This window comes from Vibrio sp. S17_S38 (genome assembly GCF_014694375.1).
In the GTDB taxonomy this organism is placed as follows: domain Bacteria; phylum Pseudomonadota; class Gammaproteobacteria; order Enterobacterales; family Vibrionaceae; genus Vibrio.
On record NZ_JAAUWW010000038.1, the window covers coordinates 1 to 4,548 of the forward strand.

Annotated in this window: 6 protein-coding genes and 1 pseudogene; all 7 read left to right on the forward strand. The window is 35.6% G+C overall.

What is annotated here, in order from left to right:
• Window positions 1-259 (forward strand): annotated as a pseudogene (locus HC725_RS16770) (heat-shock protein); the annotation flags it as partial.
• Between the two features lie 510 nt (window positions 260-769).
• Window positions 770-1,375 (forward strand): recombinase family protein, encoded by a 606-nt coding sequence (locus tag HC725_RS16375; protein ID WP_190332931.1) that lies wholly within the window; start codon window positions 770-772, stop codon window positions 1,373-1,375.
• A gap of 85 nt (window positions 1,376-1,460) precedes the next feature.
• Complete coding sequence (locus tag HC725_RS16380) at window positions 1,461-2,045, forward strand: DUF2913 family protein (protein ID WP_190332932.1); 585 nt, start codon at window positions 1,461-1,463, stop codon at window positions 2,043-2,045.
• Between the two features lie 175 nt (window positions 2,046-2,220).
• Window positions 2,221-3,093, forward strand: a complete 873-nt coding sequence (locus tag HC725_RS16385) for an ArdC family protein (protein ID WP_190332933.1) — start codon at window positions 2,221-2,223, stop codon at window positions 3,091-3,093.
• A 54-nt stretch (window positions 3,094-3,147) separates the two neighbouring features.
• Window positions 3,148-3,408, forward strand: a complete 261-nt coding sequence (locus HC725_RS16390; RefSeq protein ID WP_190332934.1) for a hypothetical protein — start codon at window positions 3,148-3,150, stop codon at window positions 3,406-3,408.
• A 217-nt stretch (window positions 3,409-3,625) separates the two neighbouring features.
• On the forward strand, window positions 3,626-3,778 hold the full coding sequence (locus HC725_RS16395; RefSeq protein WP_190332935.1) for a Hok/Gef family protein: 153 nt from the start codon (window positions 3,626-3,628) through the stop codon (window positions 3,776-3,778).
• A 165-nt stretch (window positions 3,779-3,943) separates the two neighbouring features.
• A complete protein-coding gene (locus HC725_RS16400; RefSeq protein ID WP_190332936.1) occupies window positions 3,944-4,360 on the forward strand; it encodes an antirestriction protein in 417 nt (138 codons plus the stop codon).
• Window positions 4,361-4,548 lie beyond the last annotated feature (188 nt).

Consider the following 4,548-nt stretch of genomic DNA (forward strand, 5'->3'; position numbering starts at 1 on the left):
TATAGAAACGTTACCTGAGCAATTTTGTTATCACGGTGGATATAGTCGATATTGTTGTTGTAAAATTCATCAAGAAGACGGAACCGAAATCTACTATCAAGTTGTTTATCGGGTCTGGAAATCTAAAGGGAAAATGAGGTTCCATATAGAAAGTGCATACCCATTAGATGAGAAGCCAGGGAAGCCTAAAAAAGTTAATTTTTGGAGTATTTGTTATAATTTACTTAATGGAAAAAAACTGCCTAAACCTGCACAGTAGATTTTCTTATATATCTTCTTTTTATTCTCAATTGTGCTGAGTGTTGCGTTTCTGCATATTGTCTACCCTCTCCAGTTAATTGCCACATGTTTTCATTTTTCTTCGCGTTATTACTTAGCTGATGATCCGTGTTAGCTTGGTATTTTAGATAGCCGTTCTTAACTAGTGTGTGCATCGATACCAGAAAGTGATTTGACGCTAGATCTTTATCTAAAGACTGGCTAATCGATTTTCTTAAATAATTCGAGTTAACCGAAATATAAAGCCCATACCTCAATTCCATAAAATGAAGAAGCAATAGTGCTTGTTTCTGAATTTTACTTACTCTCAAAATTTCACCTAAAACGTACCCGTACGAATTAAAGGTAAATTATTGCACTTTAATGCTTTGCTGGTCAATATAAGTTGGTCAATAAATAATGGCTATTTTAAATTGCTATATTGAATTATTAGCCATTTACTTTAAAGTGGTCAATATAAGTATACCTAAATTGACCAAGTGGTGAGCAAGTGAAAGTTGCACGAATTTATATGAGAGTAAGTACTGAAGGTCAGGATCTCACTCGACAAGAAAATCTTATTGATGAAGCGAAAAAAAATGGTTTTTACGTTGCCGGTGTTTATAAAGAAAAAGCATCCGGTGCTAGAGCGGATAGGCCTGAACTATTACGAATGATTAGTGACTTACAACCAAGTGAAGTTGTTATCGCTGAAAAAATAGATCGAATAAGTCGATTACCACTTATTGAAGCAGAGAAGCTTATTAGTTCAATAAGAGATAAAGGGGCTATGTTATCGATACCTGGCATTGTTGATTTATCCGATTTGGTTTCTGAATCAACCGGAACAGCCAAAGTAGTATTAGAGTCTATTCAAGAATTATTGTTAAAACTGGCATTACAAATGGCTCGTGATGATTATGAAACTAGGCGTGAACGCCAGTTACAGGGTATTTCATTAGCAAAGGCGAGTGGTAAATATCGTGGACGAAAAGAGGATACAGAGCGAAATGAACTTATTTTAAAACTTCGCCCCCATCATACTATCAAGGAGACCGCTCGATTGGCCGGTTGCAGCATTAGCCAAGTTAAACTAATTTGCAAGGCTGGTGTATAACATTAATGATAGACACTAATTAGGTGGTTGAAAAACAACCTAACCAGCCTTATATCAATAATATGTTTTCTTATGAATCAAACTAATGCACTTAAAAAAAGATTTCGAGTATTACCATAAACTTCATAACACAATCACTCATGCGTTGCTGTATTTACAGTTCCAGATACTCGTTAATGAACGCTTCATTCCTATTAAAAGTCGTAATGAATTATTAGTGAAGTTTTTGAAGCCGAAGCTAAACGATAAAGCGTTGTCGTGCATAAAGAAAGACGTCAGGCTAATGATTAGTACAGCAAGGAAAAAGGGAGGGAACTTAGAGTTGAAGTTGTATGATTTGAATGAAAAAGCAAATCAAACAACGTTAGCCGGTACAGATAAGCTTTATTCATTATTGGTCTATTTGTATGACGAAGAAAAACTTGAATCTAGGTTGGTTGATGAAAAAAAAGAAGCTGAACCTAATGTACTTTATATGATTGAAGACCACATAGGTCATTGTTTTGATGATGATGGAAAGCAAATCGCTCCGTTATCAATGTTAATTCAATCTAAGCGAGCACCTGGATTAATTGATGTGATTAATCAGCATGGCTGGTTTGTTGCTGAAATGAAAGAATGGAATGAATTAACGCATCAAGCCCATATTATAGTGCATCCTATGGTGTAAGTTTAACGTATAACATTAATGTTATACGTTAAGTAATGATTGAAAAAAAGATGAATAAGATATAGATTAATTATAGATGTATTGCACATCAGGTTTTGCCAGTTTTAGGACTGGCATACGCCACCTAGCTGACAAATATTATTTGTTAACTACACTATATTTAAGGTGGCTTCCTATGCCTACTCCACAAAAATCTATTCCTGATTTTCATCAAAAAATTACAAATCAAATTATTGAAGCGTTAGAGTCTGGTACTAAACCTTGGGAATGTCCCTGGGATAACACCGTTGCAAACTCTATTCCATTCAATGGCTCAACTGGTAAATCTTACAATGGCATGAATATTATGTTGTTGTGGATGACTGCGTTTGAACGAAAATTTTCATCGTCTGTTTGGTTGACCTTTAAACAAGCTAAGTCGCTTGGCGGTCAAGTAAGGAGAGGGGAGAAAGGGACTCAAATTTTTTTCTACTCAATGGTAGAAAAGAAAGGGTCTACTTCTTCTGAAAAAGAAACCTATTCAATGTTGAAAACCTATTCGGTTTTTAATGCGGATCAGGTGGATGGTTTAAACGCTGACAATATTGTTAGTCCAGGTTCGCACTCAACTGAGGTCGATCTGTTCTTGCAAAGTACCGGTGCTGATATTGTTGTGAATGGTTTAAAAGCTTTTTACCGTTCATCAACCGATCAAATAGTATTGCCATTTCGGGATCGCTTTAGTGATGATGCGAATTTCTATGCAACCGCTCTACATGAGTTAACTCATTGGACTGGTCATAAAAGTCGATGTGATCGAAAGTTAGGTAATGTATTTGGCTCGAAAGACTATGCTCAAGAAGAATTAGTTGCTGAATTAGGTAGCGCATTTCTGATGGCTGAATTAGGCATTTCAGGCGAAGTACAACACGAATCATATATAGCCAACTGGCTTACCGCGTTGAAAAATGACAAACGTTATATTTTCAAGGCGGCATCTATGGCGAATAAAGCTTACTCTTATATTATGGAGCAAGTTATTAATTCTCAAATGGATAAAGCCGCTTAACGATATCGCCATGACCTTATATTTAAGGTCGTGGCTCTTTAAACAGAGAGAAAAATGGACAAGAGTATTGAATCCACAAAGTGGATAGAAGCCGAAAAAATCGAGTTTAAAAGTCAGGTTTATTCTTCAATTGATGAGTATTTTAAAGATGTAGATCGAGCGGGGAGGGATGAGGACTACACGAATATTAAAGGGACGTTGTGGCCTCGAAGCCAAGATGAAAGAAACCGAATTTTGATTGATAAGATAAAAGCGAAACATAGGCTTGAATCGCATTCTGATAGCCAAGGTACTGAGCTAATGTTATCAATCTGAATTCGTGTATATCATTAATGTTATACGTTAAATAAAAGCGATTTTAATTATTTTTTAGAGTAGTATTTACGTGGGTGTTTGGGCGTTATTTGTGCCTGAATATTAACGATTAAGGTACAGATAAAAGAAAAGCCCCACCTGACTATAAATCAGAATGGAGCTTACTTATGTACTTAGCAATACGAAGTATAGCCTCCTTAACAACGAGAGGCAACAAATGAAGTATAAATTAACAGCGAATTTGGTGGTCATTTGTATCACCTTATTAGCCATCCTGTTTTTGTTTAAAGACTCACTTTGTGATGTCCATTTTCAGAATAAGGAGGTTAACTTTAACGCTACGTTTGTTACCTACGAAGTAAGGAAGTAGTTAAGTGACCCGCTTGCGGGTCACTTTACTCTTTGATTGTTTTTGGAATATTGCTCAACACACCCATATTTAATGCATTGCGCATTAATGGCTACCCAGTAACACGGGTTTTACCATCTGGCTAACAAATATTATTTGTTGGTTTTACTATAGGAATACGTGCTTATGCATACATCAATTTTACCAGTAGAAAAACGTCAGGAATTTTACCCTTCAATTTCCCAAAACTTTGTTCACTTTGAGCAGTGCGTTTATCAGACCTTTGATAAACATGTTGAAGGCTATAATGGCGGGTATTTTGATTTTATGGTTTGTGAAAATGGCGCGGCCTTTTCACAACTCAATACAGATCGAAAATTACTACTCACTAATGATTTGAACTACTTTCAGAAAGAGGTCACAGCCCAAGTTGCATCTATTGCTATTTTTGCATTAGTTTTAGCTCGGTTTACTGAAATTTCTTATTTGAAAGGTCTTAAACATCATCAAGAACATTTTACGCTTTTAAGTGAAAAATTAAGAGAGTATTACTTAACGCTTGATGATGATTCCATTGATGCTATCTATGGATTCTTAGATTAGGTTCTTATGATATCGACCCATCATTATAATGATGGGTTTTTTCTTACCTTATGAAACTGCATACAAATTATATGTAAATCATTCAAGCAGCTTGCGAGTAAGTTGTAGGTTTCATTACGCTTCTTTGTGCAAAAGTCAGGGGTAATTTCTTGCTCGTATCGATAACGATTTAACAAAATGAAATGTTG